Annotated in this window: 25 protein-coding genes and 1 tRNA gene; 8 read left to right on the forward strand and 18 right to left on the reverse strand. The window is 62.7% G+C overall.

Translation table 11 applies throughout. From position 1 onward, the window contains the following. Positions 1 to 53: 53 nt before the first annotated feature. The 3 genes from LB557_RS02275 (at position 54) to LB557_RS02285 (ending at position 2988) form a co-directional block, all read left to right on the forward strand. The gene (locus LB557_RS02275) at positions 54 to 1589 is read left to right on the forward strand and encodes an undecaprenyl-phosphate glucose phosphotransferase (RefSeq protein ID WP_140617042.1); all 1536 of its coding nucleotides are present in this window, start codon (positions 54 to 56) and stop codon (positions 1587 to 1589) included. After that, positions 1586 to 2875 carry an O-antigen ligase family protein gene (locus tag LB557_RS02280; RefSeq protein ID WP_224642279.1) on the forward strand — a complete coding sequence of 430 codons (1290 nt, stop codon included), beginning with the start codon at positions 1586 to 1588 and terminating at the stop codon, positions 2873 to 2875. Before LB557_RS02275 ends, LB557_RS02280 begins: the two co-directional genes overlap by 4 nt. 36 nt (positions 2876 to 2911) lie before the next feature. Then, positions 2912 to 2988, forward strand: a tRNA-Pro gene (locus LB557_RS02285). 89 nt (positions 2989 to 3077) lie between these two features. On the opposite strand, the gene LB557_RS02290 is transcribed toward LB557_RS02285, so the two are convergent. Next, positions 3078 to 3539 carry a YbaK/EbsC family protein gene (locus LB557_RS02290; protein ID WP_140617044.1) on the reverse strand — a complete coding sequence of 154 codons (462 nt, stop codon included), beginning with the start codon at positions 3537 to 3539 and terminating at the stop codon, positions 3078 to 3080. A 201-nt stretch (positions 3540 to 3740) separates the two neighbouring features. Beyond that, positions 3741 to 4025: a helix-turn-helix domain-containing protein gene (locus LB557_RS02295; protein WP_015318224.1), complete on the reverse strand. Its 285-nt coding sequence runs from the start codon at positions 4023 to 4025 to the stop codon at positions 3741 to 3743. A 276-nt stretch (positions 4026 to 4301) separates the two neighbouring features. Between LB557_RS02295 and LB557_RS02300 the strand changes: the two genes are divergently transcribed. Next, complete coding sequence (locus LB557_RS02300) at positions 4302 to 4916, forward strand: hypothetical protein (protein WP_224642300.1); 615 nt, start codon at positions 4302 to 4304, stop codon at positions 4914 to 4916. Between the two features lie 273 nt (positions 4917 to 5189). On the opposite strand, the gene LB557_RS02305 is transcribed toward LB557_RS02300, so the two are convergent. The 8 genes from LB557_RS02305 to LB557_RS02340 all read right to left on the reverse strand — a co-directional run bounded on the left by LB557_RS02305 (position 5190) and on the right by LB557_RS02340 (position 10413). Then, positions 5190 to 5327 carry a hypothetical protein gene (locus tag LB557_RS02305; RefSeq protein WP_157163662.1) on the reverse strand — a complete coding sequence of 46 codons (138 nt, stop codon included), beginning with the start codon at positions 5325 to 5327 and terminating at the stop codon, positions 5190 to 5192. Between the two features lie 255 nt (positions 5328 to 5582). Continuing rightward, positions 5583 to 5885, reverse strand: coding sequence for a hypothetical protein (locus LB557_RS02310; RefSeq protein ID WP_015318227.1), 303 nt, complete (start codon positions 5883 to 5885; stop codon positions 5583 to 5585). Positions 5886 to 5973: 88 nt separating this feature from the next. Continuing rightward, on the reverse strand, positions 5974 to 6513 hold the full coding sequence (locus LB557_RS02315; protein ID WP_015318228.1) for a MerR family transcriptional regulator: 540 nt from the start codon (positions 6511 to 6513) through the stop codon (positions 5974 to 5976). A 215-nt stretch (positions 6514 to 6728) separates the two neighbouring features. Further along, complete coding sequence (locus tag LB557_RS02320; protein ID WP_010915609.1) at positions 6729 to 7052, reverse strand: integration host factor subunit alpha; 324 nt, start codon at positions 7050 to 7052, stop codon at positions 6729 to 6731. 101 nt (positions 7053 to 7153) lie between these two features. Beyond that, a complete protein-coding gene (locus tag LB557_RS02325) occupies positions 7154 to 8125 on the reverse strand; it encodes a beta-ketoacyl-ACP synthase III (protein ID WP_015318229.1) in 972 nt (323 codons plus the stop codon). Positions 8126 to 8134: 9 nt separating this feature from the next. Beyond that, the gene (gene plsX, locus LB557_RS02330; protein ID WP_140617047.1) at positions 8135 to 9205 is read right to left on the reverse strand and encodes a phosphate acyltransferase PlsX; all 1071 of its coding nucleotides are present in this window, start codon (positions 9203 to 9205) and stop codon (positions 8135 to 8137) included. A gap of 113 nt (positions 9206 to 9318) precedes the next feature. After that, complete coding sequence (locus tag LB557_RS02335) at positions 9319 to 9867, reverse strand: YceD family protein (RefSeq protein ID WP_140617048.1); 549 nt, start codon at positions 9865 to 9867, stop codon at positions 9319 to 9321. A 3-nt stretch (positions 9868 to 9870) separates the two neighbouring features. Continuing rightward, positions 9871 to 10413: a ubiquinol-cytochrome C chaperone family protein gene (locus LB557_RS02340; protein WP_015318232.1), complete on the reverse strand. Its 543-nt coding sequence runs from the start codon at positions 10411 to 10413 to the stop codon at positions 9871 to 9873. Positions 10414 to 10527: 114 nt separating this feature from the next. Here LB557_RS02340 and LB557_RS02345 point away from each other — a divergent pair, with 114 nt between their 5' ends. The 3 genes from LB557_RS02345 to LB557_RS02355 all read left to right on the forward strand — a co-directional run bounded on the left by LB557_RS02345 (position 10528) and on the right by LB557_RS02355 (position 12743). Beyond that, a complete protein-coding gene (locus LB557_RS02345; RefSeq protein ID WP_140617049.1) occupies positions 10528 to 11043 on the forward strand; it encodes an outer membrane protein assembly factor BamE in 516 nt (171 codons plus the stop codon). Between the two features lie 154 nt (positions 11044 to 11197). Beyond that, on the forward strand, positions 11198 to 11743 hold the full coding sequence (locus LB557_RS02350) for a dTDP-4-dehydrorhamnose 3,5-epimerase family protein (protein WP_015318234.1): 546 nt from the start codon (positions 11198 to 11200) through the stop codon (positions 11741 to 11743). 40 nt (positions 11744 to 11783) lie between these two features. Continuing rightward, complete coding sequence (locus tag LB557_RS02355; protein ID WP_224713002.1) at positions 11784 to 12743, forward strand: glycosyltransferase family 2 protein; 960 nt, start codon at positions 11784 to 11786, stop codon at positions 12741 to 12743. Between the two features lie 106 nt (positions 12744 to 12849). On the opposite strand, the gene LB557_RS02360 is transcribed toward LB557_RS02355, so the two are convergent. From LB557_RS02360 to LB557_RS02380, 5 genes are all read right to left on the reverse strand, one after another. After that, a complete protein-coding gene (locus tag LB557_RS02360; protein WP_015318236.1) occupies positions 12850 to 14991 on the reverse strand; it encodes a sodium-translocating pyrophosphatase in 2142 nt (713 codons plus the stop codon). Positions 14992 to 15254: 263 nt separating this feature from the next. After that, on the reverse strand, positions 15255 to 16004 hold the full coding sequence (locus tag LB557_RS02365) for an ABC transporter permease (protein ID WP_140874287.1): 750 nt from the start codon (positions 16002 to 16004) through the stop codon (positions 15255 to 15257). Further along, positions 16001 to 16939, reverse strand: coding sequence for an ABC transporter ATP-binding protein (locus LB557_RS02370; protein ID WP_224642278.1), 939 nt, complete (start codon positions 16937 to 16939; stop codon positions 16001 to 16003). Before LB557_RS02370 ends, LB557_RS02365 begins: the two co-directional genes overlap by 4 nt. After that, positions 16936 to 18099: an ABC transporter permease gene (locus LB557_RS02375; RefSeq protein ID WP_224642277.1), complete on the reverse strand. Its 1164-nt coding sequence runs from the start codon at positions 18097 to 18099 to the stop codon at positions 16936 to 16938. Before LB557_RS02375 ends, LB557_RS02370 begins: the two co-directional genes overlap by 4 nt. Positions 18100 to 18135: 36 nt before the next feature. Continuing rightward, positions 18136 to 19047 (reverse strand): ABC transporter substrate-binding protein, encoded by a 912-nt coding sequence (locus LB557_RS02380; RefSeq protein WP_015318240.1) that lies wholly within the window; start codon positions 19045 to 19047, stop codon positions 18136 to 18138. Between the two features lie 215 nt (positions 19048 to 19262). Here LB557_RS02380 and LB557_RS02385 point away from each other — a divergent pair, with 215 nt between their 5' ends. Next, the gene (locus tag LB557_RS02385) at positions 19263 to 19835 is read left to right on the forward strand and encodes an NADPH-dependent FMN reductase (protein WP_023773263.1); all 573 of its coding nucleotides are present in this window, start codon (positions 19263 to 19265) and stop codon (positions 19833 to 19835) included. Positions 19836 to 19849: 14 nt separating this feature from the next. Here LB557_RS02385 and LB557_RS02390 read toward each other — a convergent pair whose 3' ends face one another. Genes LB557_RS02390 through ribH form a run of 3 tightly spaced genes read right to left on the reverse strand, consistent with a single transcriptional unit; the run spans position 19850 to position 22049 of the window. Continuing rightward, positions 19850 to 21061, reverse strand: a complete 1212-nt coding sequence (locus LB557_RS02390; RefSeq protein WP_015318242.1) for an MFS transporter — start codon at positions 21059 to 21061, stop codon at positions 19850 to 19852. Next, positions 21058 to 21558, reverse strand: coding sequence for a transcription antitermination factor NusB (gene nusB / locus LB557_RS02395; RefSeq protein WP_224642276.1), 501 nt, complete (start codon positions 21556 to 21558; stop codon positions 21058 to 21060). The genes LB557_RS02390 and nusB overlap by 4 nt, the downstream gene beginning before the upstream one ends. Then, on the reverse strand, positions 21555 to 22049 hold the full coding sequence (gene ribH, locus LB557_RS02400) for a 6,7-dimethyl-8-ribityllumazine synthase (RefSeq protein WP_140617055.1): 495 nt from the start codon (positions 22047 to 22049) through the stop codon (positions 21555 to 21557). Before ribH ends, nusB begins: the two co-directional genes overlap by 4 nt. Positions 22050 to 22127: the final 78 nt, after the last annotated feature.

Here is a 22127-nt window from a genome sequence, read left to right on the forward strand (position 1 = left end):
GGGTTTCTTAGCTCTCTTTTGCTAATCACCCTGGGAAGCTTGCGGACTGTTCCATGAACGAGATCGACCCCGCGCACCGCTTTTCATCAGAAGCGGTGCGTCACTTCGACGGGCCTGCCGATGGCGACAAGCCCGGCGGCATGAACGACGTTGCCCGGCAGGTCGCGTCGCAATACCGGCGCGATACGATGTCGCCGATCATGGTCAGCGGCGTGCTGCGCATGGTCGAATTCGCGGTGCTGTTCGTCTCGGGGCTCGGCGTCTATTTCTACTATGTCGGATTCTTCAATTATCTCGCCTGGCAATATCCGCTGACGATCGCCGCCGCATCGTTCCTCGCCGTGGTGCTGCTCGATGTCACCGACTGCTACCAGGTGGTGTCCCTGATGCGGCCGCTCGCCAATTTTGGGCGCATCCTGCTGGTCTGGGCCGGCACCTTCGCGCTGATGGCGCTGACGGCATTCGCCATGAAGATGTCGCAAGACTATTCGCGCCTGCTGTTCGGCACCTGGTTCGTCGTCGCCTTCATCTGCCTCTACGGTCTCAGGCTGGTGATGTCGAGGCTGATCCGGCGCTGGGCGCGCGATGGCAGCATGGAACGGCGCGCCGTCATCGTCGGCGGCGGCAAGGCGGCGGAAGTGCTCATCCGCTCGGTGGAAAAGCAGCCTTACAACGACATCCGCATCTGCGGCATCTTCGACGATCGCAACGACAAGCGTTCGCCATCCCTCGTCGCCGGTTATCCCAAGCTCGGCACGATTTCGGAACTGATCGAATTCGCCCGCATTGCCCGCATCGACATGCTGATCGTGTCGTTGCCGCTGACCGCCGAATCGCGCGTGCTGCAATTGCTGAAGAAACTGTGGGTGCTGCCGGTCGACATCCGGCTGTCGGCGCATTCCAACGCGCTGCAATTCCGTCCGCGCGCCTACTCCTACATCGGTTCAGTACCGATGCTCGACATCTTCGACAAGCCGATCAACGATTGGGATTCGGTCGCCAAGCGCGCCTTCGACATCATCTTCAGCCTCATCGGCATCGTCGTGTTCTCGCCTGTGATGCTGGCCGCCGCGATCGCCATCAAGCTCGACAGCAAGGGACCGGTGCTGTTCAAGCAGAAGCGGCATGGCTTCAACAACGAGATCATCGAGGTCTACAAGTTCCGCTCCATGTACACCGACCGGTCGGATCCGACCGCCAAGCAGACGGTGACCAAGAACGATCCGCGCGTCACCCGTGTCGGCCGCTTCATCCGCAAGACCTCTATCGACGAACTGCCGCAGTTCTTCAACTCGCTGCTGGGCTCACTGTCGCTCATCGGTCCGCGTCCGCACGCCATTGCCGCGCAGTCGCACAACCTGCTCTACAACGAGGTGGTCGACGGCTATTTCGCGCGCCACAAGGTCAAGCCCGGGGTCACCGGCTGGGCGCAGATCAATGGCTGGCGCGGCGAGATGGACACCAATGAAAAGATCCGCATGCGGACGGAATACGACCTCTACTACATCGAGAACTGGTCGCTGCTTTTCGACCTGCGGATCCTGTTCCTGACGCCGGTCCGGCTCTTGAACACGGAAAACGCCTATTGAGCGCGATCAGCCATGATCTGCCGCGTGCGGCGGTCAACGCCAAGCTGATCACGCTGATCTCCTCGAGCGCGGTCGTGCTCGGCATTCTTCTGTCCGGCTTCGTCATCAGCGAGCCGGCGCCTTACGAAATCTACATGGCCGCGCTGATCGCCATCTGGGCGCTGTTCGGCCTGAGGATATCGCGCGCGGCCATGCCGCTTCTGGTGCTGCTGGTGACGATGAACATCGGCGGTATGATTTCCATGACGCAGATGGCGGATCTCGCCAACACCCCGCTTTATCTTGCCGTGTCGCTGTTTCTCGCTTTCAGCGCGGTGTTTTTCGCATCGGTTACGGCCACGCAGCCGAACCTCTACCGGCTGATCTTCAATGCCTATGTCGTTTCAGCGGTGGCGACGTCGCTGCTTGGCATAGCGGGCTATTTCCACGCCTTCCCCGGTGCCGAAATTTTCACCAAATACGACCGCGCCGCCGGCGCCTTCCAGGACCCGAATGTGTTCGGGCCGTTCCTGGTGCTGCCCGGCATCTATCTGCTTTATTTGCTGCTGACGGGCCCAGTCACGCGCATGCCGCTGCTGGCTGTGCCGCTGCTGATCATCAGCGCCGGCATTTTCTTCTCCTTCTCGCGTGGTGCCTGGGGCATGTTCGCGGTCTCGGCCATCCTGCTCACCGGCTGCCTGTTCCTGCAGAGCGCCAGCGGCATGTTCCGGCTCCGGGTGGTGATCATGACGATCGCCGCGCTGTCGCTGCTGGCCATCGCCATCATCGTCATCTTGCAACTGCCCGGTGTGTCGGAGATGTTCTCCAGCCGCGCGCATCTGGAACAGAGCTACGACACCGCACGCCTGGGCCGCTTCGCCCGCTACACGCTCGGTTTCCAGATGGCGATGGAGCACCCATTCGGCATCGGGCCGCTGGTCTTCGGCACGATCTTCGGCGAGGACACACACGACATCTGGCTGAAGATGCTGATGGACTATGGCTGGCTCGGCTTCGTCTCGTTCCTGACGCTGGTCGTCTGGACGATCTCAGCCGGATTTCGCATCCTGCTGCGTGACCGGCCGTGGCAGCCTTACCTCCTGTGCGCCTACGTCGCCTTCATCGGCAATGTCGGGCTCGGCACCTTCATCGACATCGACCACTGGCGCCATATGTATCTGCTGCTCGGCTTAATCTGGGGCGCCATAGCGCTCGAATACCGCCATCAGCGGCTATTGCGGCCGGTATTGCCGGGTCCACCGGCCATCACATCGGCACCGGTACGATTAACGCCGAATTTCGGTTGACCCGAGCCGGGTTATCACGATACATCGCGACCGGTCCGGAGTGTAGCGCAGCCCGGTAGCGCACTTGACTGGGGGTCAAGGGGTCGTCGGTTCGAATCCGGCCACTCCGACCATTTCGAAGCAGGACTTGTCCCCAAAAGTCCGCCCTGCCGCATCACTCGATTGTCGAATCGCCCGCTTTGTCCGGCTCAAGCTCCGGCTACTACGCTTGGCACACATCGACCCACTCGGCACCGGTAAGATCGGCCATGCGCTGTGGTACAATCCGGACAGCGGCATTGGTGGCGCCGGCGGCGGGGACGACTTCGTCGAATTGGCGCAGCGAGACGTCGCAATAAACCGGCAGCGGCGACGGCAGGCCGAACGGGCAGACGCCGCCGACCGGATGGCTCGTGGCAGCGACAACCTCTTGCGCGTCCAGCATGCGTGGCTTGCCGCCAAACTGGTCCTTGAACTTGCGGTTGTCGAGCCTGGCGATGCCGCTGGTCACGACCAGCATGGTGCGCTCGCCGACGCGAAGGCAGATCGTCTTGGCGATCTGCGCCGGCAACACACCATGCGCCTCTGCCGCCAGCGCCACTGTCGCCGAACTTGATTGCGTGACGACGACCTCGATATCAGGCGCGCGAGCCGCGAAGAAGGCACCGACGGAATCCAGGCTCATGTCGAAAAACTCACGGTTCAGACCCGCTGCACGGCGGATGCGATTGGCGCGGATGGGTGCCGCGCATATGGACACGTGCAATCTGCAAATCGGCAAGTTCTGCAAATCGGCAAGCCCGGCCTGCAGGCGAACGCCATGGCATCCACAAGAAGCCCGCCAAGCGGACCTTGGCGGGTTTCTCGCGCATGCCTGGCGCCGATTCTATGCCTGAGGCCGGCCTTGTGCGGCCAGCGTCGGTACGGCGGAAGCAATAGGAGCTTCCTGCGGCAGACGAAGCGCGGACGCAATACGACGCAGCTTCGCCGGGTCGGCCGCCCGGCCGCTCTCGATATCCTCGATTTCTTCGACCGAGAGGCCGCAGGTCAGCGAAAGCGCTTCGAGGCTGTACCCGCGCGTTTCCCGCATTGCCCTGAGGGCGTTGTAGTCCGGTCCGATCTCGTTGGCTAATGGTTCGGAGGGGGCGTGGCTTTTTGCATTGTTGGGCATTGGCAACTCCGTTGGCTGAAAGCGTTTGATCAAAATGGGATGTTGCCTGAGACGAGCAGGAAGATGCCCTCTCGCCAGCGATTTGCCAAGCGCCAATCTGGCCGTCACGGCATCGTGACCCGGATGCCCATGGGGCTGCCACGCCCTGTCCCGATCAAGTTGTTTTGAACGCGCGAGCGGGTTTTGCCCGGCAGTTTCGCCCCACCCGTTCGTTATCTCGACGTCGCTGGCGTGAAACCATTCCTTCCGGCCAGCCTTTCCCAAAAGGATACTCCAATGAACCTCAAGACACCTCTCCTCGTGCTCGGCACCATTTCCATGCTTTCCGGCATCGGTGTAGCCAGCGCGCACGCGGCGGACACATTGCGCGCGCGCGGCACGGTGGTCAGTTTCGAGCCGTCGCTGCTGACCGTGAAAACCCGTCAAGGCGACACGGCCGCGATCAAGCTGAAAGACGGCTGGAAGCTTTCAGGCGTCGCCAACGCATCGGTAAAAGACATCAAGCAGGGCGATTTCGTCGGCATCGCCTCCGTCTCCAAGGCTGACGGCGGCAGCGGCGCGCTGGAAGTGGTGGTCTTTCCAGCGGCCTTGAAAGGCACTGGAGAGGGTGATCGCCCCTGGGACCTGGAGCCGAACAGCCGCATGACCAACGGCACCGTCGCGGACGTCACCGACATAAACGGGCGTGCCGTGACGCTGACCTATGACAATGGGCAGACGAAGAATATCTCGATCCCCGACGGCACGCCTGTCGTGACTTTCGCGCCGGCCGCCCCGACCGATCTCAAACCAAGTGCGACGGTCTTCGTTACCGCTCAGCGCGAGGCGGACGGCACGCTGAGTTCCAGCCGCGTCGTGGTCGGAAACAATGGTGTGATCCCGCCCATGTAAGCCAAAGCAGCCGGCTTCGGCCCTGGCAATCATGGGGCAGGAAGCCGGTTCCTGGGAAACAGTTCAGAAACAAGATTCTACAATCGGGAAATACTGACGAAAAAATTCGGGAGCGTAATTCCGTTCGCGGCGGTCGGGATATCGGCCCGATCGATACCTGCTTGCGAAAAAGGAAACGATCCAATGAAGAAATCCCTCCTCTCGGCCCTCGGGCTTGCAGCTGCAATCGCTTTCGCGGTGCCGGTGGTCGGCGCGACAAGCGCGGACGCGGCCTCAATGGCAAAGCATCATCACCATCGTCACCACCATCATCACCGTCACCATCATCGCCACCACCATCATCACATGAAGAAGATGGGCAACAAGGCCTAAGCACCGCAACGAGAAGACCAGCCCTGGCTTCTTGTCCAAGGCTGGTTTTCTCCTGGTCACAATGCCAGGCCGGGACTACTGGACAAACCCGGCGATCGCTCGGAATCGAGCGGCTGTGGCGGATCGATCGATCCGCCTTTCTGCACCGGCAGCACAGCGGTGCCGTGCGCCTCTACGCCGACGCGCTTCGGCCAGATTCCGGAGCGGTATCGCAAACGACTGACGTCAATGGGAATAGCGGCCGCGCCCGAAGGGCGAGCCGCCATTTTCTCTCTGGAAATTCTTGGGTAGCAGTCAGCGCCGGCTGAACAGCAGGCTGGCGACCAGACCGAGTACGACAAGGCCGACCGCTGCGGCCGCCGCCGGATGTTCGCGTGCCGATTTCTCGATCACCCTGCCCTGTTTGCGGATTGCCGGCATGGCATCGCGCAGACGCTCCGCAAGATCCGAATACGTATCAAGAGCAGCATCACGGCCGTCTTCATAGTAAGCGCCACCCCGCTTCGACACTGCCTTGCGCAACGCGGCGAGTTCCCTCGAGAGAGCCGCGACCTGCTTTTCGAGGTCGATGTCCGAAAGGGTCGAAAATGATGCCATCATGCGTTTCCTTGTCTTGCAGAAGGAAACGTAACGCCTCACCCCAAAGCGAGTTCCAGTTTCGAGGCTTTAAAGCGCTTCGCGGCGGTCAGCGCACCTGGTCGAGCAGGCGCTTGCATTCCAGGAGGTCAAACAGCGCTTCCTGCAGCAGCGCGCGGTTGTCACGCGAGAGCTTCGACGCGTCCGGCGCAACCGGACCTTCCTCGTCGCCCTTGCCCAGGCCGAAAAAGCGGCGGCTGGGCTTGACCCTTGGCTGGCCAACCAGTTCGTCATCTCCGCCGCGCGGTTGGGCTGCCGGCGTCAGCGGCACCTGATCGGCCTGCTTGCGCTGCGAGATCGCCTCGACGGCGGCCATGTCGCCATTGCCGATGGCGACCAGGAAATGATTGCCGTTTTCCCGCAGCAGCTTTTGCACGCCCTTGATGGTGTAGCCCTGGTCATAGAGCATATGGCGGATGCCCTTGATCAGTTCGACATCCTGCGGCCGGTAGTAGCGGCGGCCGCCGCCACGCTTCATCGGCTTGATCTGGTTGAAGCGCGTCTCCCAGAAACGCAGCACATGCTGTGGCAGGTCGAGATCTTCAGCGACCTCGCTGATGGTGCGGAAGGCGTCAGGGCTCTTGTCCATGGGCGAAATCCTCACGCTGGCGTGTAGCCCGGAACGGTGCTCCGACGAGATCCCGCTCAACAATGAGAAGAGCTTGTTCCGCAGGTGCGGAATCGATCATAAGCCAGAACACCCATCCGGCCATGCTGCCGAATCGGGCCTTATTTCAGCGGTTTGTGAAGCAATATTCAAGTCCGCCGTTGTCGCGGAGCCGGTTTTCAACCGTGCAATGGAGGCTATTTGCCGCCCTTGGCCTTGCTGTTCTGGTGGGAACGCAGGATGCGGTTCTTCAGGACGTTGGACGATTTGAAGGTCATCACCCGGCGCGGCAGGATCGGTACTTCCTCCCCGGTCTTGGGATTGCGCCCGATCCGCTCATTCTTGGAGCGGACATGAAATGTCGCGAAAGACGACAGCTTCACCGTCTCGCCGCGCACGATCGCTTCGCAGATTTCGTCCAGCACCGCCTCGACGAGTTCGGCGGATTCAGTGCGCGACAGACCGACCTTTCGGTAGACGGCCTCGGCAAGGTCGGCGCGCGTAAGTGTCTTTCCCCCCATGCGACCGTCCCATCAGCTCAAACATAAAATCGGCACAACAACGGCAGAGCCTAAGTAATTGATCCGGCAAGGTCAAGGACCGAAACCGGACCGTTCTGCACTTACCAGCGAACCAGAACGGCGCCCCAGGTGAAGCCGCCGCCCATCGCCTCCAGGAGCACCAGATCTCCCTTCTTGATGCGGCCGTCGGCGACGGCCACCGACAGCGCCAGCGGTACGGAAGCAGCCGACGTGTTACCGTGCAAATCGACGGTCACCACCACCTTTTGCTCAGCTATCCCGAGCTTTTTGGCTGAAGCGTCAATAATCCGTTTATTGGCCTGGTGAGGCACGAACCAGTCGAGATCGTCGGCGGTAATACCGGCGGCCGAGAAGGTCGCCTCGATGACATCGGTGATCATGCCGACCGCGTGCTTGAAGACCTCGCGTCCCTCCATGCGCAGATGACCGACCGTGCCCGTCGTCGACGGTCCGCCGTCGACGAAAAGCTTTTCCTTGTGCGAGCCGTCGGAACGCAGGCTGGCCGCCAGGACGCCGCGATCGGCGATCGTGCCGGCCCCCTCACCGGCTTCCAGAACGACCGCACCGGCGCCATCGCCGAACAGCACGCAGGTCGAGCGATCGCTCCAGTCGAGGATGCGTGAGAAGGTCTCCGAGCCTATCACCAGCACGCGCTTTGCAAGGCCACCGCGGATGTAGAGATCGGCTGTCGTCACCGCATAGACGAAACCCGAGCATACCGCCTGCATGTCGAAGGCAAAACCGTGCTGCATGCCGAGCCGGTTCTGGATCTCGACCGCGGTAGCCGGGAACGTGTTGTTGGGGGTCGAGGTCGCCAGTACGACCAGATCGATGTCGCCCGGGGTCAATCCCGCATCGGCAAGGGCGGCACGCGCCGCGGCCTCGCCCAGCGAAGCCGTCGTCTCGTCATCAGCCGCGATATGGCGCTGGCGGATGCCGGTGCGCTGAGCGATCCACTCGTCGGAGGTCTCGACCATACCTTCAAAATCGGCATTCTTCATGATGCGGCGGGGCAGCGCGGCGCCCGTGCCGCGCACAACTGATCTGATCAAAATTCTTTCCTATTCCCTTGCGTCGGTAACGACGTCGGATTTCCTTGATGTCAGGGCATGCGGGTTGCGCGCATGAAACAGGTCGAGGTCGGCCTCGATGCGATCAAGCAGATTGTTGCGCACCATGTCATAGCCGAGTTCGATCGCCGCGGCGAAACCGTCCGAGTCGGCACCGCCATGGCTTTTGACGACGATGCCGTTCAGCCCCAGGAAGACGCCGCCATTGGAGCGGCCGACATCCATCTTTTCGCGCAGGCGGTCGAAGGCGCCCTTGGCAAAGACATAGCCGATCTTGGCCATCAGGGTGCGGCTCATCGCGGCGCGTAGATAGCCAGCTATCTGGCGCGCGGTGCCTTCCGCCGTCTTGAGAGCAATATTGCCGGCAAAGCCTTCCGTCACGACGACGTCGACCGTACCCTTGCCGATATCGTCGCCTTCGACAAAGCCATGGTAATTCATCGAGGCCATATTGGCTTCGCGCAACATGCGTCCCGCCTCCTTGACCTCTTCCTGGCCCTTGATCTCCTCCACACCGACATTGAGCAGGCCAACCGTGGGTCGGGCGATGCCGAACACGGAACGCGCCATGCCGGTGCCGAGAATGGCAAAATCAATGAGCTGGTGCGCGTCGGCGCCGATGGTGGCGCCGACGTCCAGAACCACGCTTTCGCCGCGCAATGTCGGCCATAATGCCGCGATCGCCGGGCGGTCGATGGTCGCCATGGTGCGCAGGCAGAATTTAGACATCGCCATCAGCGCACCGGTATTGCCGGCGGAGATGCATGCATCCGCAGCGCCCGACTTCACCGCCTCGACCGCCTTCCACATCGACGATTTCCAGCGGCCATGGCGCAGCGCCTGGCTCGGCTTGTCATCCATCCTGACCGCGATCTCGCAGTGGAAGAACTCGCTGACCTCGGACAATTTGGGGAATTTGGCGAGTTCCGGGCGCACCAGTTCCTCACGTCCGTAGATGACGAAGCGGATGTCGGGACGGCGGGTCGCGACCGTCATGAGCGCCGGAATGACCACGGCTGGTCCGTGATCGCCGCCCATGGCATCGATGGAAATCCTGATCACGCGGTATTCATCTCACGGTTAGGCGGCAAGTCGTTTTAGTGATCGCAAAGGTTCGGCGAAAATAGCGGTTTTAGGCTGTCGCACAACCGACTTTTCCGTCGCGAGCGAGGTTTTCAGGATTTTCGCAGCAAGGATCGCAGTTTTTGCTGAAATTCATTCTCGGCCGGTCCGGTGTCGTCATCGGCGCCGATCGAGGCGCCGGGCTTGCGCGGATACGGATCGATGGCCAAGCCGAAGAACTGTTCGGCAAGTGCCCCGACATCGATGGTGTCGCCCGAAAATGTCTCGGGACTGTCGGGGCCGTCGGCATCGAGCAGGATTTCGCCGCCACCTTCGAATCCCTGCCGTCCGAGTTTGGAGTCCTCGGGCAAGAGCAGCGCCTCGAACGGCTCTTCAACATGCGCTTCGATGGGGTCGAGCGTGACGATGCAGGCCTGGGTAATGTCCGCCTCGACACGGCCGCTGACCTTAACGCCGTTGCGCTTCCATGACGTAACCAGCAGTTCGGCGCGATAGGCTTCGACCGACAGCAGCCCATGGGCCTCGGCAAGTGCCGCGCGCTGCGCGGCATCGGCCTCGATCACAACCGGCAGCCCTTTGTGCGGCAGACGCGCGACATTGGCGAAAAAGGATACCGGACTTTGCATATCCACGTTTTTCATCGATCAGCCTCCGTTGGCTACGGGAAACGCCACAGTGCCGGCAACGATCGATTCGGTCGGCTGCGCACTCAGTTGCCGGCTGGCGTCGGCGACATACCCGGCCAAACGTGACGCTTCCGGCCAGCCGCCGGCGTCGGGACGGACATTGCGGGCAAGTGCCGCGGTCAGACCGTCATGGTCGTTTCGTTCCAGCGCATCATCATAGGCGGCGGTGCGGCCATAGAACATCTTCGCCAGCTTCTTCATGCGTTTTGGCACACCCACGTCACCAATGCCCAGTTCCCGCAGCGAATGATCGACGTCGAGAAAGAATTCGTCGATCAGCACCTGCGCGATCTCTTGCGCCACGCCGTCCTCTCCGCGCAAGCGGTGCTGGACCAGGAACATGTGCAGCGAAAGCATCTCGAAACGGCCAAGCGGCGTGTCCGGCACATTCCAGTGGGAATAAAAAACGGTCTGCCGCGCCGCCGCCACGATTTGTGCGTAAAGCGCGTCGGTGATGGCGCGGTTGGCGTGGCGTTCGCGGCCAAAAAGGCGCTGGAACATGGGGATGGTCTCCGGGGACCGTTTGTTGAATTGGCCTTGTTGCATCGGCAAGCAAGCTGGTTTACCGGTTTTGCGGCCCAGCGCAAGTTGCGGTGATATAATGGAGAATTGTTGTTGCGCGCGCTGAATTTCAAGTCGAGTTTCAATTCCAGGGCTGCCGGCGCGATCTCGCTGCTGGCTATCGTAGCGGCGCTGTCGGCATGCCACACCAACAAGATGATCGGCGACCTCAATCCGAGCGAGACGTTCACGCAAGGCTATGTCCTCGATCAGCAGGCGATCGATTCCGTGCCGGTCGGTTCCAGCCGCGAGCAGGTGCTCCTTGCACTCGGCACGCCGTCGACCACGGCGACTTTCGACAATGAGGCGTTTTACTATATTTCGCAGACGCGCAAGCGCTACGTCGCGTTCGACAAGCCGAGGCTGGTCGACCAGAAAGTGCTGGCGGTCTATTTCGGCCCGGACAGCCGCGTCACCCAGATCGCCAATTACGGCTTGAAGGACGGCAAGATCTTCGACTTCATTTCGCGCACCACGCCAACCGGCGGCAAGGACCAGAACTTCCTCAGCCAGATCATCAACGGCGCCAGCAAGCTGGCGCCCGGCATTCCCGGCGGCGGCACCCCCTGATCCCTAGAATCCTGCTTCCCTGACTTTGGGGAACAGAAATGTCTCAGGCGACCAAAAACCCGTGGGAGCGATCCCACGGGTTTTTGTTAACGGGGCCCGGCTTGCCAGTGATGGGGCAAACCCATATCAAACCGTCAGGCTGGGGGATTTGGACATGAGCAGTGACGACCATGCGATGCCGGTTGGCTGGATGGCGACCGGGACACCCGACCGGCAGACGGTGACATCAGACTGGCTTGCCATCGATCCGCCGTCGATCGATGGCGTCACAATCAAGGAAATCAGGCCGGTCGCTACATCCAACGGCTATCTGACCGAGGTCTTTCGGGATGAGTGGGGACTTGATCCATCGCCTGTCGGCCAGGTGTTTCAACGCACGATGTATCCAGGCGCGGTAACCGGCTGGCATGCGCACAGGGTGACGCTGGATCGGCTCTTCTGCTGTGCCGGCAGCGTCCGCATATCGCTCTATGACGGCCGGAAGGCTTCGCCCAGTTTCGGCACGGTGTGGCACAAGATACTCGGCGCGTTGCGGCCGGCGATCGTCATAATCCCGCCAGGCGTGTGGCACGGCGTGACGGCGCTCGGGCCGGAGATCGCCCTGCTGCTCAATCTCGTCGACAAGGCCTATGCCTACGACGCGCCCGACCATTGGCGCCTGCCACCGGACACCGAACAAATCCCCTACAAGCTGGTGTAGCGTGGAAGGATCGCGCTTGTTCGATGCAACAGGGCAGCGCGTGCCGCTCGTCTCGGTGGTGATCGCCACCCACAATCGTCCCGCAGCCTTGCGACAGACGCTGTTCAGCGTCTTGCGCCAAACACTGCAGGATTTTGAAATTCTGGTGATCGGCGACGACTGTCGCCCTGAGACACCAGCGATCATCGCCGAATTCGCCGATCCGCGCATCTTCTATATCGACCTGCCCGTCAATTTCGGCGAGCAATCCGGCCCCAACAATATCGGTTTTGCCAGGGCGCGCGGCCGGCTTGTCGCCGTGCTCAATCACGACGACCTCTGGTTTCCGGATCATCTGGCGGCAACCACGGGATGGATCGATGCGACCGGCGCGGATGTCGTCATCGCTCGTGGCGCCATCATCGAACCGGTGCGGACGAGAGACGATGCTCTCAAGACCTCGATTTACGGAATGGGCAAAGACGGTTTTTACGATCCCGTCGTCACGGCCGGATACGGATCGGCACAGGTGGTCAGGCGGGCGTCGCTGGACTGGCTCGGCCCCTGGCGGCCTGCCAGCGAATGCTCATGCGAAAGTTCGCAGGACTGGCTCTTCCGGGCCTGGCGAAAGGGAGCCGTGATCGCGACCATGCCGCACCTGACGGTGCTGAGTATCTTCTCCGGCCAGCGCAGCGGCAGTTATCTCGATGACACGGCAATGGAGCAGGAGGAACTCATCGACCGCATGCGCATACCGGACGACCTGCGTGTCAAGGTTCTTGCCGCGGCGGCGGTGCCGTCTCGCCTGAAGAAATCCAGTTATCTGAAACGAAGGGTTTGGGCTGCATGCGGCATTCATCCGAGATCCGTCGAGTTTCGCCGCAAATACCAACGCGGTGCTTTTGTCTCCATGCTTCGAAAGGTACGCGGCCTGCCGCCCATGCCTGAACGGGAGCCGACCGTGGATGATCTGTTGGCTATGTACCGCAGAGGCAGCAAGCGGGAAGAAACCGGAGAATAGCGGCTGTCGCGCACGCGGCGCCCAGATGCCGGACCAAGCGACCAGTCAGCTGACATGAAAAAACCCGCGGGGATCGCTCCCCGCGGGTTTTTTCAACCGCTCCCGCTCAGCCGTGCGCGAGCACGGCCAGCAACAGGAGCGCCACGATGTTGGTGATCTTGATCGCCGGGTTGACCGCCGGGCCGGCGGTGTCCTTGTAGGGATCACCGACGGTGTCGCCGGTCACCGAAGCCTTGTGTGCCTCGGAGCCCTTGAGGTGCTTGACGCCGTCCTTGTCGGTGAACCCGTCCTCGAACGACTTCTTGGCGTTGTCCCAGGCGCCGCCGCCCGAGGTCATCGAGATGGCGACGAACAGGCCATTGACGATGACGCCGAGCAGCGAGGCGCCGAGCGCGGCGAAGGCGGACGCCTTCGAGCCCGAGATCAGCAGCACGCCGAAATAGACGACGAGCGGCGCCAGCACAGGCAGCAGCGACGGGATGATCATCTCCCGGATCGCCGCCTTGGTCAGGAGGTCGACCGCACGCGCATAGTTCGGCTTGGACGTGCCGGCCATGATGCCCGGATCCTCGCGGAACTGCTTGCGCACCTCCTCGACGATGGCGCCCGCCGCGCGGCCGACCGCCGTCATGGCGATGCCGCCGAACAGATAGGGGATCAAGCCACCGAAGATCAGGCCGGCGACGACGTAAGGGTTGGAGAGATCGAAGGAGATTTCGCCCATGCCCTGGAAGTAGGGATATTTGTCGCCATTGGCGGCGAAGAACTTCAGGTCGTTCGAGTAGGCCGCGAACAGCACCAGCGCGCCGAGGCCAGCCGAACCGATGGCGTAGCCCTTGGTCACCGCCTTGGTGGTGTTGCCGACGGCGTCGAGCGCATCGGTGGAGTGGCGCACTTCCTTGGGAAGGCCCGCCATTTCGGCAATGCCGCCGGCATTGTCGGTGACCGGGCCGAAGGCGTCGAGCGCCACGATCATGCCGGCGAGGCCGAGCATGGTGGTGACGGCGATCGCCGTGCCGAATAAGCCGCCGAGCTGGTAGGTGGCGATGATGCCGCCGACGATGACGATTGCCGGCAGCGCCGTCGATTCCAGCGAGACCGCGAGGCCCTGGATGACGTTGGTGCCGTGGCCGGTCACCGACGCCTGGGCGATGGAGTTGACCGGGCGCTTGTTGGTGCCGGTGTAGTACTCGGTGATCACCACGATCAACCCGGTCACCACGAGGCCGATCAGGCCACAGATGAACAGGTTCTTGCCGGTGATCGTCATGCCGGCGACGGTGCCGACCTCACCCCAGCCGAGCGTGGCCGAGGTGGCGACGCCGAGGCCGACGATCGACAGCAGGCCGGTCACGATCAGGCCCTTGTAGAGCGCGCCCATGATCGAGCCGTTGGAGCCGAGCTTGACGAAGAAGGTGCCGACGATCGAGGTCAGGATGCAGGCGCCGCAGATGGCGAGCGGATACAGCATCGCCGCACCGAGGACAGCGGTGCCACCGAAGAAAATGGCGGCGAGAACCATGGTGGCGACAACCGTCACCGCATAGGTTTCGAACAGGTCGGCGGCCATGCCGGCGCAATCGCCGACATTGTCGCCGACATTGTCGGCGATGGTGGCCGGGTTGCGCGGATCATCCTCCGGAATACCGGCTTCGACCTTGCCGACCAGATCGCCGCCGACATCGGCACCCTTGGTGAAGATGCCGCCGCCGAGACGGGCGAAGATCGAGATCAGCGAGGCGCCGAAGCCGAGCGAGACCAACGAATCGATGACGATACGATCGTTTGGCTGAAGACCCATGAAATGGGTCAGGACGAGATAATAGATGGAAACGCCCAGCAGAGCGAGGCCGGCCACCAGCATGCCGGTGATGGCGCCCGACTTGAAAGCGATGTCGAGGCCGGCGGCGAGGCTGTTGGAAGCCGCTTGCGCGGTGCGTACATTGGCCCGCACCGAAACATGCATGCCGATAAAGCCGGCGGCACCCGACAGAACGGCACCGATCAGGAAGCCGATGGCGGCGGTGATTGACAGCAGCCACCAGGCGAGCACGAGCACGACCACGCCGACGATGGCGATGGTGGTGTATTGGCGCGCCAGATAGGCCTGGGCGCCTTCGCGGATGGCGGCGGAGATTTCCTGCATGCGTGCATTGCCCTGATCGGCCGCGAGGACCGAACGTGTCGCCCAGATGGCGTATAGGATTGAAAGCAGGCCGCAGGCGATGACGGCGGAAATAATGGTCATTGCCGAATTTTCCTCGATTGTTGGCCCAAAAGAACCCCTCCCTGGGCCGTTGAGACAAAGACCGGATTCCGCGCGCGGAATCCGCCTCTTCGCATCGGTGTATGCGAAACAGGGCCGCGAACGTCAAGATATTGTTCGGTTTTTGCCCGGCTTTCGCCCAAAAGACAAAAACCGCGACGGCGGAGCCGAAAGAGCCTTCGATTTAGATCGATTGAATCGCGCTAGGGAACCATCCAGGGCAAGACCTCCGGTCTCCCCAAGGATTATTCCGCTTCGCGGCCCATCCGGCGCGCCGTATAGCGCTCTACAGCCGACAGTCCGTCATAGATCAGCACGGCAAGGGCCGCCACGATCAGGCCGCCCTGCAGGATGAAGGCGAGATTGTTTGATAGCAGGCCGGCGATGATCACCTCGCCGAGTGTCTTGGCGGCCACCGTCGAGCCGATGGTGGCCGTGGCCAGGCTGATCACCACGGAGAGCCTTATGCCGCCAAGGATGATCGGTGCACTGAGCGGCAACTCGACCTTGGTGAGCCTTTGCCAGCCGGTCATGCCGGCGCCACGCGCCGCCTCGACGACGTTAGCCGGCAGCGTCGTCAACCCGGTCAGTGCGTTCTCGAAGATCGGCAGCAGTCCATAGAGAAACAGCGCGATCAGCGTCGGCTTCTCGCCGAAGCCGACTGCCGGCACGGCGAGCGCCAGCACCGCCACGGGCGGAAAGGTCTGGCCGATGTTGACCAGGCTGCGCGACAACGGCAGAAATTCGGCGCCAGCCGGCCGGGTGACGAGGATGGCGAGCGCCACCGCGACGATGGTGGCGGCGACGGTCGCGATCAACACGGTGCGCAGATGCAGCAGCGTCAGCGTCAGCAGGCTGCCCTGATTGTAGATTACGGGAGCGTTGTTTTCGGTCAGCGGCTTCAGCAACGGCTCGAACCACCCCGGACTGGTGATGAAGGCAACAAGCAACACCACCAGCGCAAGCCTGAGCAGCAGCGGCAGCCAGGCCTTCATGCCGGCCTCGCCGCGCGCTTGACCAGTCCGTCGACGGTGACGCGGCCGATCGGCTGGCCGTCGGCACCCTTCACCGGCAGCGCCGGCCTGCCGGACCAGAGAAGTTCCGCGAGCGCGTCACGCTGGCTGGCGTCACCGGGGATCGCCTCGCCTTCGGCACCGCCCTGCTCCACCGCATCGCGTACCCGCCCCAGCGACAGCAGCCTGAATGGTTTTTCGCTGGCTCCGACCAGGGTTTCGACAAAGCTGCTGGCCGGGTTCGCCAGGATCTCCGCCGGCCTTGCATATTGCACGAGCTTGCCGGCATCCATCACCGCGATCTTGTCCCCCATGTGCACGGCCTCCTCCATGTCATGAGTGACGAGGATGATGGTGGTGCCGAAGCGCTTCTGGATTGCCAGCAGATCTTCTTGCGCCTTGGTACGGATGATCGGGTCGAGTGCGCCGAACGGCTCGTCCATCAACAGCACGTTGGGTTCGGCGGCGAGCGCGCGGGCAACGCCGACGCGCTGCTGCTGGCCGCCGGACAGTTCATGCGGGTAGCGCGGCCCAAATTCCTGGGGGTCGAGTTGGTAGAGCGTCATCAGCTCGTCGACGCGGGACTTGATGCGTGCGTTGTCCCAGCCAAGCAGCACCGGCACGGTAGCGATGTTCTGCGCCACCGTGCGATGCGGAAACAGGCCGTGGCCCTGGATGGCGTAGCCGATGCTGCGGCGCAGTTCGTACCCCGGCACCGATCGATTGTCGGTACCATCGAGCTTGATGACGCCGGCGGTTGGTTCGACCAGCCGGTTGATCATGCGCAGCAGAGTCGTCTTGCCGGAGCCCGAGGTGCCGACAATGACACAGACCGTGCGCGGCTCGACGACCATCGAGACGTCGTCGACGACAGTGGTCGCGTCATAGCGCTTGGTGATGCCTTCGATTTCGATCATGCCGTTTCAACCCTGCGCTTGGTGGCGGTCATTTCGATCACGGCGTCGAGGATGATGGCGGCGGCAAAGGCGAGTGCCACGGTCGGCACTGCGCCAAGCAGCACCAGGTCCATCGCCGTCTGGCCGACACCCTGGAAGACGAACACGCCGAAACCGCCGCCGCCGATCAGCGCGGCGATGGTGGCAAGGCCTATATTCTGCACCAGCACAATGCGGATGCCGGTGAGGATCACCGGAAAGGCCAGCGGAAACTCCACACCGAACAGGCGCTGGCGGTCCGTCATGCCCATGCCCCGCGCCGCGTCATTGGCGGCACGCGGCACGCCGGCAAGGCCGACCACGGTGTTGGCCACCACCGGCAGCAGCGAATAGAGGAACAGGGCGACGAAGGCGGGCGCCGTGCCGATGCCCCTGATACCGAGCGCGGCGGCCCCCGGAACGTGGGCCGCGACCCAGCCAAGCGGCGCGATCAGCAGCCCGAACAGCGCGATCGAGGGAATGGTCTGGATGATGTTCAAGACGTTGAGGACGCCGGCCCGCAGGCTCTCGACACGGTGGCACAGGATGCCGAGAGGCAGGCCGACGATTACGGCGGCAAGCAACGAGCCGAGAGCAAGGGTCACATGCTTGGAGCCTTCGGCCCAAAAGCTGTCGGCGCGGTTGGAGTATTCCTTGAGGATCGAGAGGCTGTCCCAGCGTCCCGAAATCAGCAGCAAGCCGATGGCCAGCGCCGCAACGACAAGCACGCCGACGCGCGCAGAGGGCGACAGGTTGAGCCGGGTCAGCACGTCGGCGAGCAAAAGCGTGAAGGCGAAGATGAGAATCCAGAAGCCGGATGCCGGCGAGACCCGAGCAAAGGTATTGCCGGCTGGAGTGAGGAATGTGCCGGCGACGCCGATGAGCAGCGCCAGCGCGACAAGCGTCACGACGCTCGCTGCAAGGCGCAAGACGAGCGGCGTTTTGAGGAGTGCGATGATTGCCGCCGCGACAACGATTGCGAGCAGCAACGGCCCTATCGCCTGCGGCAGCGTCTCGACGATAGAGCGTGCCTGGCCGGGAACGATGCGGTTGGCGCGGAAGGTGGCGAATGGCGCGAGAAACGCGGCGTAAGCAGCGAGTGCAGCGATGACCACGCCGAGCTTATCGAAACGCGGGGTCATAAGGCGCCTCGCCCTGACGTCGCTATCGACGCGTCGCTATTTCAAAAACCCGTTCTTCTTCAAAAAGTCCTCGGCGACGCCCTTGACCGGCTCGCCGCCGACCTGCACGCGGCCGTTCAGCTCCTGCAGCGTGACGAGATCGAGCTTGGCGAAGACCGGCTTCAGCAGCGTTTCGATCTCGGGATGCTCCTTCAGCACCGCCTCGCGGATGATCGGCGCCGGCTGATAGACCGGCTGCACGCCTTTGTCGTCAGTCAGCACCACGAGGCCCGATGGCGCGATGCCCCCGTCGGTGCCGTAGACCATGGCAGCATTGGCGCCGCTGGTCTGGTTGGCGGCGGCCGCGATGGTTGCCGCCGTATCGCCACCAGAGAGGGTGATCAGCTGGTCCGGCTTCAACGTGAAGCCGTAGGTAGTCTGGAAGGCCGGAAGGGCTGCCGCCGAATTGACGAACTCGGCGGAGGCCGCCAGGACCACCTTGCCGCCGCCAGCGACATATTTGCCGAAGTCCGACAGCGTGACGAGCTTGTTCTCGTCCGTCACTTCCTTGCGCAGGGCGATCGCCCAGGTGTTGTTGGCCGGCGCCGGTGACAGCCAGACGATCTTGTTGGCGTCGTAGTCAAGCTTCTTGGCCGTCTCATAGGCCTTGGCGGCATCCTTCCACACGGGATCATCGGCCTTCTCGAAGAAGAAGGCGGCGTTGCCGGTGTATTCGGGATAGATGTCGATCTCACCGGCGGTGATCGCCTTGCGCACCACGGGCGTGCCGCCGAGCTGGATGCGGTCCGTGGTCTTGATGTTGTTGGCGTTGAGGACGAGCTGGATAATGTTGCCGAGCACGCCACCCTCGGTGTCAATCTTCGAGGAGACGACGACCTGAGCGCTCGCGGAAGCCGCCGTGATGGCGAGCGCCATCGCCGCGCTGGCCAGAACCTTGACTGAAAACATTGTGAAACCCCTTGCTGTAAACCGGAATGCGGTGGCCGCATATGAGCATGGCTTCAACGGCCAGTCGGGGCACACGGTTTCATAAGAAGGGGGACCAGCGCAATATTTTTGTTCCGGACGCGCCGATTTGGGCTTGGCGGCAACAGCGGGCTGGCGATTGGCCGCTATCGGGTGAATAATGCCACGAGGGTGGCGGCAAACACGGAGAGCGTGTCATGGCCATACACAAGGTCGGTTATCTCATCGGCAGCCTTGCCCAGGCATCCATCAACCGCAAGCTCGCGAAGGCGCTTGTTCAACTTGCCCCTCCCGAGCTCGAAATGACGGAAATCGGCTTCAAGGATCTGCCTCTCTACAGTTACGACTACGACGCCAATTTCCCGCCGGCCGCCCAGGCTTTCAAAAAGGCGATCGCCTCCGTCCAGGCCGTGCTGTTCGTCACCCCGGAGTATAATCGCTCGATCCCCGGCGGACTGAAGAACGCGATCGACTGGGCCAGCCGCCCCTACGGCAAGAATTCATTCGCGCGCAAACCGTCGGCCGTCATCGGAACATCGCCGGGCGCGATCGCGACCGCTGTCGCCCAACAAAGCCTCCGCAGCGTGCTGAGTTTCTGCAACTCACCGCAGATGAATGCGCCCGAAGCCTATATCCAGTTCACGCCGGGACTGATCACGGATGACGGCGAGGTGACGGTTGAATCCACTGAGGATTTCCTGCGCAATTACATGGCTGAGTTCCATATGTTCATAGCGCGGGTGCTTCAGGTTCTGCCGCCGGACGCATAGCTTTCAAATTCGCGTCAAGCCGGCCGCAAGCTTGTGATCTTCAGCGCGCCGAGTGCCACGAAGCAAAGTGCGGCGACGGGAAAGATCATCCAGTTGAGCATGGTCCAGCCCCAGGCGTTGTAGACCATGCCCGACATCAGCGACGCACAGGCGACGGAGCCGAACAGGACGAAGTCGTGGAAGCCCTGCACCTTGCCCTTTTCGGAAGGGTGGTAGCTGGCCGCCACCATGGCGGTGGCGCCGATGAAGCTGAAATTCCAGCCGAGGCCGAGCAGGATCAGCGCCGTCCAGAACTGCCACAGCGCCAGGCCCGACAAGGCAACGACGGCACAGCCGATCAGCAACAGCAGGCCGATGGCGACAATGCGCTCGGCGCCAAAGCGATGGATCAGCGAGCCGGTGAAGAAGCTCGGCCCGAACATCGCCATGACATGCCAGGAGATGCCCAGCGTCGCATCGTCCTCCGACAGGCCGCAGCCCACCATGGCGAGCGGCGCGCCGGTCATGACGAAACTCATCAGCGCATAGCTGCCGACGGCGCAGAAGAGCGCCGCGACGAAACGCGGCTTGGTGACGATTTCGGAAAGGGGTCGGGCATCGCCGTCGGCAACGTCCACCTTGCTCGCGGTCCTCGACGGCAAACGAAGGAACGACAGGATCACGGCGCCGACAACCGCCAGCGGCAGGATCGAGGCGAAGGAACCGGCAAACATGACTGGTGCGAATAATTCGCGCGTGAAGATGACGATCTGCGGCCCGAGGATGGCGGTGATGATGCCACCGGCGAGCACGAAGGAGATGGCGCGGGCCTTGAACGCCGGCGGCGCGTTGTCGGCCGCGGCAAAACGGAACTGCTGGACGAAGGCGCCGCCGACACCGATGACGAGCAGCGCGAACGCGAACAGCCAAAAGCTGCCGTGGAATAAAGCCAGGGTGGCGACCAGCCCACCGAGCGCGGTGACCACGGTTCCGGTCATGAAACCGCCACGCTGCCCCAGCCAGCGGATAATGGCGGCCGCGGGCAAGGCCCCTAGCGCCACACCGAGATTGAAGCCGGTGATCGGCGCGGTCGCCAGGGATTTGTCGGCGCCGAGCAGATATTGCCCGGCCAGCGCGCCCATGGAAATGGCGATGGGAGCCGCCGAGCCGATGATCGCCTGCGAGGCGGCGAGGATCAGCGCGGTGCGCCGCGCCTCCTTGCCCGCCTCGACGGCGATGGCGGTCACGAAGCGTCCTTGCCGCGTCCCTCGCCACGCACCCGGCGTGACACGCGGTCGAGCACGGCATTGACCAGCTTCGGCTCGTCTTCCTCGTAGAAGGCCTTGGCGATGTCGACATATTCGGTGACGATGACCGCGACAGGAACGTCCTCGCGCTTCATCAGTTCGTAGACGCCCGCGCGCAGAATGGCACGCAGCGTCGAATCGAGGCGCGACAGCGGCCAGTCGTCGGTCAGGGCCTGGCGGATGATCGGATCGATGGTCTTCTGGTTCTCGACGACCCCGGTCAGGATGGCGCGAAACCACTGCGCGTCCGCCTCGCGATAGAGCGCGCCGTCGACTTCCTTGCCGAGACGGAACGCCTCGTACTCGGCGGTGATCTCGAACACGCCGCTGCCGGCGACATCCATCTGATAGAGCGCCTGCACGGCGGCCAGACGGGCAGCGCCGCGCTTGTTGGCGTGGCGCGCCGCGGGCTGTCCGGGCGAAGCGGGTTCGCTCACGATTGCGCTCCCAGTTGTTCCTTCAACGCGATCATGGTCAGCGCCGCGCGCGCGGCAAAGCCGCCCTTGTCGCCTTCGGAGCGCTTGGCCCGCGTCCACGCCTGCACATCGTTCTCGGTGGTCAGGATACCGTTGCCGATGCAGACCGAGTCCTGCACGGACAGGTCCATGAGCGCACGGCTGGATTCATTGGCGACGATGTCGAAATGATAGGTATCGCCACGGATAATGGTGCCGAGGGCGACAAAGCCGTCATAGCCCGTCCCGCCTTCGGCCATGCCGTCGAGCGCGAAGGTGATCACCGCGGGAATTTCAAGCGAACCGGGAACGGTGACGACGTCGTAAGTCGCGCCCGCTTCGTCGAGCGCGCTTGTCGCGCCATCGAGCAGTGCGTCGGCAAGATCGTCGTGAAAGCGCGCCTCGATGACGAGGAGGTGAGCCTTCTTCTTGGGACGAATGAACGCCTTGCCGTGTTGGGATGTGCCAGCCATAGATGTCTCCGGAGTCGCCGGTGACTTAGGCCGAAGCCGGTTTGATCGCAAGCGGAAGATTGCCCGACGCGTATCAGA

It is taken from the genome of Mesorhizobium sp. BR115XR7A, from assembly GCF_020165315.1.
Classification (GTDB): Bacteria; Pseudomonadota; Alphaproteobacteria; order Rhizobiales; family Rhizobiaceae; genus Mesorhizobium; species Mesorhizobium australicum.

What these genes read in the sequence shown, in the direction of transcription:
- LB557_RS02315 (WP_015318228.1), bottom strand. Translation starts at nt 6,513, where the DNA reads ATGGACAAGAGCCCTGACGCCTTCCGCACCATCAGCGAGGTCGCTGAA.
- LB557_RS02310 (WP_015318227.1), bottom strand. Translation starts at nt 5,885, where the DNA reads ATGGCATCATTTTCGACCCTTTCGGACATCGACCTCGAAAAGCAGGTC.
- LB557_RS02375 (WP_224642277.1), bottom strand. Translation starts at nt 18,099, where the DNA reads ATGACCCCGCGTTTCGATAAGCTCGGCGTGGTCATCGCTGCACTCGCT.
- LB557_RS02365 (WP_140874287.1), bottom strand. Translation starts at nt 16,004, where the DNA reads ATGAAGGCCTGGCTGCCGCTGCTGCTCAGGCTTGCGCTGGTGGTGTTG.
- LB557_RS02320 (WP_010915609.1), bottom strand. Translation starts at nt 7,052, where the DNA reads ATGGGGGGAAAGACACTTACGCGCGCCGACCTTGCCGAGGCCGTCTAC.
- LB557_RS02335 (WP_140617048.1), bottom strand. Translation starts at nt 9,867, where the DNA reads ATGAAAAACGTGGATATGCAAAGTCCGGTATCCTTTTTCGCCAATGTC.
- LB557_RS02340 (WP_015318232.1), bottom strand. Translation starts at nt 10,413, where the DNA reads ATGTTCCAGCGCCTTTTTGGCCGCGAACGCCACGCCAACCGCGCCATC.
- LB557_RS02275 (WP_140617042.1), top strand. Translation starts at nt 54, where the DNA reads ATGAACGAGATCGACCCCGCGCACCGCTTTTCATCAGAAGCGGTGCGT.
- LB557_RS02380 (WP_015318240.1), bottom strand. Translation starts at nt 19,047, where the DNA reads ATGTTTTCAGTCAAGGTTCTGGCCAGCGCGGCGATGGCGCTCGCCATC.
- LB557_RS02385 (WP_023773263.1), top strand. Translation starts at nt 19,263, where the DNA reads ATGGCCATACACAAGGTCGGTTATCTCATCGGCAGCCTTGCCCAGGCA.
- LB557_RS02360 (WP_015318236.1), bottom strand. Translation starts at nt 14,991, where the DNA reads ATGACCATTATTTCCGCCGTCATCGCCTGCGGCCTGCTTTCAATCCTA.
- LB557_RS02290 (WP_140617044.1), bottom strand. Translation starts at nt 3,539, where the DNA reads ATGAGCCTGGATTCCGTCGGTGCCTTCTTCGCGGCTCGCGCGCCTGAT.
- LB557_RS02370 (WP_224642278.1), bottom strand. Translation starts at nt 16,939, where the DNA reads ATGATCGAAATCGAAGGCATCACCAAGCGCTATGACGCGACCACTGTC.
- LB557_RS02300 (WP_224642300.1), top strand. Translation starts at nt 4,302, where the DNA reads ATGAACCTCAAGACACCTCTCCTCGTGCTCGGCACCATTTCCATGCTT.
- LB557_RS02295 (WP_015318224.1), bottom strand. Translation starts at nt 4,025, where the DNA reads ATGCCCAACAATGCAAAAAGCCACGCCCCCTCCGAACCATTAGCCAAC.
- ribH (WP_140617055.1), bottom strand. Translation starts at nt 22,049, where the DNA reads ATGGCTGGCACATCCCAACACGGCAAGGCGTTCATTCGTCCCAAGAAG.
- LB557_RS02350 (WP_015318234.1), top strand. Translation starts at nt 11,198, where the DNA reads ATGAGCAGTGACGACCATGCGATGCCGGTTGGCTGGATGGCGACCGGG.